Below are 5480 nucleotides of genomic sequence, written 5' to 3'. Positions count from 1 at the left end.
CCCGCTCACCGCCATACTCGCCGACGACCATGCCATCGTGCGCGAGGGGCTGAAGCTGCTCATCTCGGCGATGGACAATGTCTCGGTCGTCGCCGAGGCTGCGGATGGCGAGGCGCTGCTTGGCCAACTGCGAAGCACGCGCGCCGACCTTTTGATCCTCGACCTCGGCATGCCAGGCGTCGCCGGGATGCAGTTCATCGCCACCATCAGGACCTTGGCGCCACACCTGCGCATCGTAGTGCTGACGGCCAATATCGAGCCGAGGACGGTGCGCGCCGCGCTCAGTGCCGGCGCCAACGCCTACCTGACCAAGGACGGCGATCCCGAGGAACTCGGCGCCGCCATCGAAGCGGTCAAGAAGGGGGGCACCTATCTGGCGAAAACCGTTCGCTTCGCCGTCAGCGATATGGGCAGGGGCAGCGAGCCGATAGCCGCACAGGAAATCCTCTCCCCGGTGCCGCTGACGCGGCGCGAACGGCAGATCCTTCAACTGGTGGCGCAAGGCATGATCACGCGCGACATCGCCGAACGGCTGGGTATCAGCCTGCCGACCGCTCGCAAGCATCGCGAAAACCTGATGGGCAAGCTCAATCTCCACAACACCGCCGAACTGACCGCCTACGCGGTTCGTCTGGGATTGCCCGCCGGCTGACATCGCAGCCGCTCGGCAACGTCCCCTTAACCATCGGCAGATTAGCCAAGCCCGATCACGATCCAAATACGGCATCTGCCGTATGTTTTCGGCCTGACCCCCAGCCTACTCCTCCCACGGCTTGATCACATGGGAGGAGCCGTCATGCCGTCGCTGGATCTTTGGATTCCGTTCGCCCTCGCAACGCTCGCCTTCGCCTGCATGCCAGGGCCGGCGATTCTCTACATGACCGCGCAGACGCTGGCCCATGGCCGTCAGGCGGGATTGATGGCGGCACTGGGTGTTCATCTCGGCTGTTACGTGCACATCCTGGCCGCGGCGGTCGGACTCGCCGCACTGATGGAACACGCGCCGGTCGCTTTCTCGATGATCCGATTGGCGGGCGCCACATATCTCATTTCGCTGGGCCTTGCCATGTTCCTGGGCTGGAACCGGATGGGCGAGGACGGTGCCAGGCCGGCCCCGAACACATTCCGCGACAGCATGGTCGTCGAGATCCTCAATCCCAAGACAGCACTGTTCTTCCTGACCTTCCTGCCGCAGTTCGTGGATCCGTCAGCCGCCATTGCCGTAGGGTTGCAATTCCTCATCCTCGGCATCGTCGTCAATCTTATCTTCTCGATGGCCGACCTGGCGGCGGTCGGCATCGCCTCGCTCGCCGTTGGCCGGTTCACCGGCGGCGGCGCCGGATGGGTGATCCCCAAGACATGCGGTTCGATCCTCATCGGACTTGGCGTGGCGCTCGTCAGCCATCATATCTGAACCTGCAAATGAAAAGCCGCGGCGTCAGGGGAGAGCCGACGGTGAAATTTTAGCGGCTGCCGGCAGCAAGGGCCAGTATGCCGGAGGGCGGCTGACGGCCTGCTCGCGCACGGCAAGATATCCCGGAAACCGGCGCCCCTTTTGGGCCATCACCCGAATTCAACACACTCTGGGCCGCGCTCTTACGCGCCGCCGCCTTCCTTCTCAGCCTCCTGCTTCAGCGTTGCGATGAACCGCTTCGTCCGTTGCTGCTGCGGATTGTTGAACAGCACCGCGGCCGGCCCCTTCTCGACGACGACGCCGGCATCGAGGAACACCACTTCCTGGGCGATCTTGGAGGCGAGGCGCAGATCATGCGTCGCCATCACCATGGTCGTGCCTTCGCTGGCGAGCTTGCCAAGCACCTCGACCACCTCTTGCGCCAGTTCCGGGTCGAGCGCCGAGGTCGGCTCGTCGCAGAGCAGCACTTTCGGCGACGGCGCCAAAGCGCGGGCGATCGCCACGCGCTGTTGTTGGCCGCCCGACAGCGTCGCTGGCCAGGCGTCTGCCTTGTGCACCATCCCGACCTTCTCCAGCAGAGCCAGTGCCCGCTCGCGTGCCCTCTCAGGCGACCATTTCAACACCGTCACCAGCCCTTCCATGACGTTCTCGATCGCAGTGCGATGCGGAAACAGCTGGAAGTTCTGGAACACCATGCCAGTCTGCAGCCGCAGGCGCTGGATATCCCTGGCCGGAACCCTGCCGCCGGGGTGGAATTCGAGCGTCTCGTCGCCAATGCGCACCGTGCCCGAGGTCGGGATCTCCAGGAGGTTGATACAGCGCAGCAGGGTGCTCTTTCCCCCGCCCGACGGACCGACCAGCGCCGTGACGCTGCCTTCGGCAATGGTGACCGTCACGCCCTTCAACACGAGATTGTCGCCGAAGCGCTTTTCGATGTTGCTGAGGCCGATCATGAGCGCGCCTCCAGGAAGCCGCCATAGCGGTTGAGCCGGGTCTCCAACCGCGTCTGCAAGGCCGACAGCACCGAACTCAGCGCCAAATAGAGGATCGCCGCCTCGACATAGAGGATCAGCGGCTCATAGGTGGTGGCGACGATGCGCTGCGCCGCCTGGAACATCTCCGGCACGGTGATGGCGGCGGCCAGCGACGTGTCCTTGACCAGCGAGATGAAGGTGTTGGAGAGCGGCGGCACCGCGACCCGGCCGGCTTGCGGCAGAATGGTACGCCGCATCGCCTGGCCCCAGGTCATGCCGATCGAATAGGCGGCTTCCCACTGGCCTTTCGGCACCGAGCCTATTGCCGCGCGGATGATTTCCGACGTGTAGGCGCCGATGTTGAGCGTGAATCCGATCAACGCCGCCGTGAAGGCGTCGAGCAGGATGCCGACCGACGGCAGGCCGTAGAAGATGAGGAACAGCTGCACCAAAAGTGGCGTACCCCGGAAGATCCAGACATAGAAGCGCACAAGCGCGACCAGCGGCTTGGGGCCGAACAGCCGGGCGAGTGCAGCACCCAACCCAACGGCCAGCCCCAAGGCGAAGGACAACAGCGTCAGCGGCACGGTGAAGATCAGCGCCGCCCACAGCAGCGAAGGCAGCGACTCCAGCATCAGTTGCAGCCAGTGCGGCACGTATGACCCTCCAGATTGGTCGAAGCAGCTTGGTCAAGGCGAGAATGCGTCTGCCATATCACGACAAAAGCGGCGGGCCGTCAAAGACGGCTCGCCGCTCTATGTGTCTCATGGCCGCGGAGCGGCTCGCCTCGTAGATTACTTCGAAACATCCTGGCCGAAATAGGTGTCGGCGATCTTCTTATAGGTGCCGTCGGCCTTGATGTCGGCCAGCGCCTTGTTGATCGCGGCGACCAGCTCCGGATCGCCCTTGCGCACGATGACGCCGGAATAGTCGGCGTTTTCCTCTTGCGCGGCAATCTTCACATTGGCGTCGGGCTTGTGCTTCTTGAAGTCGAGGAACGACAGGCTGTCATTGATCGTGGCGTCGGCGCGGCCGGTCAGAAGCAGCTGGATCGACTGGTCGAAGCCATCGGTGCCGACCAGTTCAGCGCCGTTCGTTTCGGCCAGCTTGCCGAAATTCGAGGTCAACGACTGCGCCGACTTCTTGCCCTTGAGATCGGCGAAGCTCTTGATGTCGGTGTTGTCGCCGCGCACGATCAGCACCGCCTTGGAGGCGATGTAGGGATCGGAGAAGTCGTACTTGGCTTTGCGGGCATCGGTGATGCCCACCTGATTGATGACGGCGTCGTAGCGATTGGCGTCGAGGCCGGCGATCAGTCCATCCCACTTGCCTTCGAGGAATTCGGCCTGGACACCAAGCTTCTCGGCAATCGCCTTGGCGATTTCGACGTCGAAGCCGACCAGTGCACCGGACGTGTCATGGTAGGTGAACGGCGCATAGGTGCCTTCCGTGCCGATCTTGATGACACCGGCGTGCTTGATCTGGTCGAGATTGGGGCCGGCATGACCTGAAGCGACAGCCAGGGCCTGCAGCGTTCCGGCGATAATGAGCGACTTGAGCCATTTCATTTTTCTGTGATCCCGTCCTTGGCCGGCTGGCCGGCATATTTGTGAGCGCTGGAAACTGACAGATGCAAGCCGAAAAAATAAGGAACAGGATTTCAAAAACGGCGGGTTTATGAAACCATATTCTCTAAACGGCACTTTCCACTCGTGATCGCTGCCATCTCAGACCTTCTGAGAATCCTTCAGGCAACACAATCGCGCCGCCGCGGTCGCGGAACCTTTCCCGCGCATGGCAGTTCTGGCTGTTCTAGGGCACGACGCCGGCATTTCAACCCGGGCGGCAGCCAACTTTGCAAAGTCATTCGCACCACCCAGGGAGCGCCTCATGATGGAAGACACGGCAGGACGGATCATGGTCCGCGCGGCAATGAAGGCTCCCTACCTCGAGCGTGACGAAGAGCATCGGCTTGCATTGCTCTGGAAAGAGGACAACGACCAGAACGCGCTGCACTCAATCACCGTCGCCCATATGCGGCTGGTCATTTCCATGGCCTCCAAGTTCCGCCATTACGGCCTGCCGCTCGGCGATCTGGTCCAGGAGGGTCATGTCGGATTGCTCGAGGCCGCCGCCCGCTTCGAGCCGGAGCGCGAGGTGCGGTTCTCGACCTATGCGACATGGTGGATCCGCGCCTCGATGCAGGACTATATCCTGCGCAACTGGTCTATCGTGCGTGGTGGCACCAGCTCGGCTCAGAAGGCGCTGTTCTTCAACCTGCGACGCCTGCGCGCGCGGTTGGCGAATGGCACGGAGCCGCTCTCCAACGCCACGCTCTATCGCGAAGTGTCGGAGGCGCTTGGCGTCTCCGAAGCCGATGTGGCGATGATGGATTCGCGGCTCTCGGCGCCCGACTCCTCGCTCAACATGCCTATTGCCGACGATGCGGGTTCGACCGAGCGCATGGATTTCCTGATTTCGGACGATCCGCTGCCCGACGAGATCGTCGGCGACAAGATCGATGTCGCGCGCCGCTCGCTCTGGCTGAGGGAGGCGCTTCGCGCGCTCAACGCACGGGAGCTGAGGATCATCGAGGAACGGCGGCTGAACGACGAGGGCGCGACACTCGAAGCGCTCGGCGAAACCCTCGGCATCTCCAAGGAACGCGTCCGCCAGATCGAGGCCCGCGCCATGGAAAAGCTCAAGGTCGCATTGGTGAAGCAGAATCCGGAGTTCATGGCGACTGCCGCCTGAACGGCGGCAGGCGTCCAGCGGCGCCTACTTGTCGGTGACGATCTTGACCTTGTCGCCGGCCGAAACCGCGGCACCGGGCGACAGCGCGTTGAGGACGCGGAACAGGTCGAGCTTGCGGTCAACGCCGACCATCTGCGCCGAAAGCGAACCCATCGTCTGCCCAGGCTGGACGGTGACGACGCGGATGTGCAGCGGCTTCAGCGCCGCCTTTTCGGCAGCACTCAGAATCCGGAACGAGCCGCTTACCGAACGGGCGATCGTGTCCAGAGACGTGCTGGCGGAAGGGGCCGCGGTCAGCAGCCGGTAGACTTGGCCGCCAGCGCGGATCACCGCTATGT

At 63.1% G+C, this 5480-nt stretch carries 6 protein-coding genes and 1 pseudogene; 3 read left to right on the top strand and 4 right to left on the bottom strand.

Going from position 1 to position 5480, the window contains the following annotated elements; translation table 11 throughout:
* Together EN893_RS16770 and EN893_RS16765 are read left to right on the top strand one after the other, a co-directional pair.
* Window positions 1-652 (top strand): response regulator transcription factor (locus EN893_RS16770; protein WP_245490848.1); only part of this gene is annotated, 652 nt, incomplete at its 5' end.
* A gap of 144 nt (window positions 653-796) precedes the next feature.
* A complete protein-coding gene (locus tag EN893_RS16765) occupies window positions 797-1414 on the top strand; it encodes a LysE family translocator (RefSeq protein WP_127267254.1) in 618 nt (205 codons plus the stop codon).
* Window positions 1415-1596: 182 nt separating this feature from the next.
* Here EN893_RS16765 and EN893_RS16760 read toward each other — a convergent pair whose 3' ends face one another.
* The 3 genes from EN893_RS16760 to EN893_RS16750 form a co-directional block, all read right to left on the bottom strand.
* Window positions 1597-2367, bottom strand: coding sequence for an amino acid ABC transporter ATP-binding protein (locus EN893_RS16760; protein WP_127267253.1), 771 nt, complete (start codon window positions 2365-2367; stop codon window positions 1597-1599).
* Complete coding sequence (locus tag EN893_RS16755; protein WP_127267252.1) at window positions 2364-3044, bottom strand: amino acid ABC transporter permease; 681 nt, start codon at window positions 3042-3044, stop codon at window positions 2364-2366. Before EN893_RS16755 ends, EN893_RS16760 begins: the two co-directional genes overlap by 4 nt.
* Before the next feature lie 138 nt (window positions 3045-3182).
* Complete coding sequence (locus tag EN893_RS16750; RefSeq protein ID WP_127267251.1) at window positions 3183-3956, bottom strand: amino acid ABC transporter substrate-binding protein; 774 nt, start codon at window positions 3954-3956, stop codon at window positions 3183-3185.
* A gap of 322 nt (window positions 3957-4278) precedes the next feature.
* Here EN893_RS16750 and EN893_RS16745 point away from each other — a divergent pair, with 322 nt between their 5' ends.
* Entirely contained in the window at window positions 4279-5142 is an 864-nt protein-coding gene (locus EN893_RS16745) for an RNA polymerase factor sigma-32 (RefSeq protein ID WP_023814301.1), read from the top strand.
* 24 nt (window positions 5143-5166) lie between these two features.
* Here EN893_RS16745 and EN893_RS16740 read toward each other — a convergent pair.
* A pseudogene (locus tag EN893_RS16740) lies at window positions 5167-5480 on the bottom strand (metalloprotease); the annotation flags it as partial.

The sequence above is a fragment of the Mesorhizobium sp. M7A.F.Ca.CA.004.04.2.1 genome (assembly GCF_004022825.1).
Classification (GTDB): domain Bacteria; phylum Pseudomonadota; class Alphaproteobacteria; order Rhizobiales; family Rhizobiaceae; genus Mesorhizobium.
Note: the sequence above shows the minus strand (reverse complement) of the source record. Positions and strands in the feature narration are given on the sequence as shown.

Bases quoted from the DNA above. Each gene is read 5' to 3' on its own strand.
- EN893_RS16765 (WP_127267254.1), top strand. From the start codon at position 797: ATGCCGTCGCTGGATCTTTGGATTCCGTTCGCCCTCGCAACGCTCGCC.
- EN893_RS16760 (WP_127267253.1), bottom strand. From the start codon at position 2,367: ATGATCGGCCTCAGCAACATCGAAAAGCGCTTCGGCGACAATCTCGTG.
- EN893_RS16750 (WP_127267251.1), bottom strand. From the start codon at position 3,956: ATGAAATGGCTCAAGTCGCTCATTATCGCCGGAACGCTGCAGGCCCTG.
- EN893_RS16745 (WP_023814301.1), top strand. From the start codon at position 4,279: ATGATGGAAGACACGGCAGGACGGATCATGGTCCGCGCGGCAATGAAG.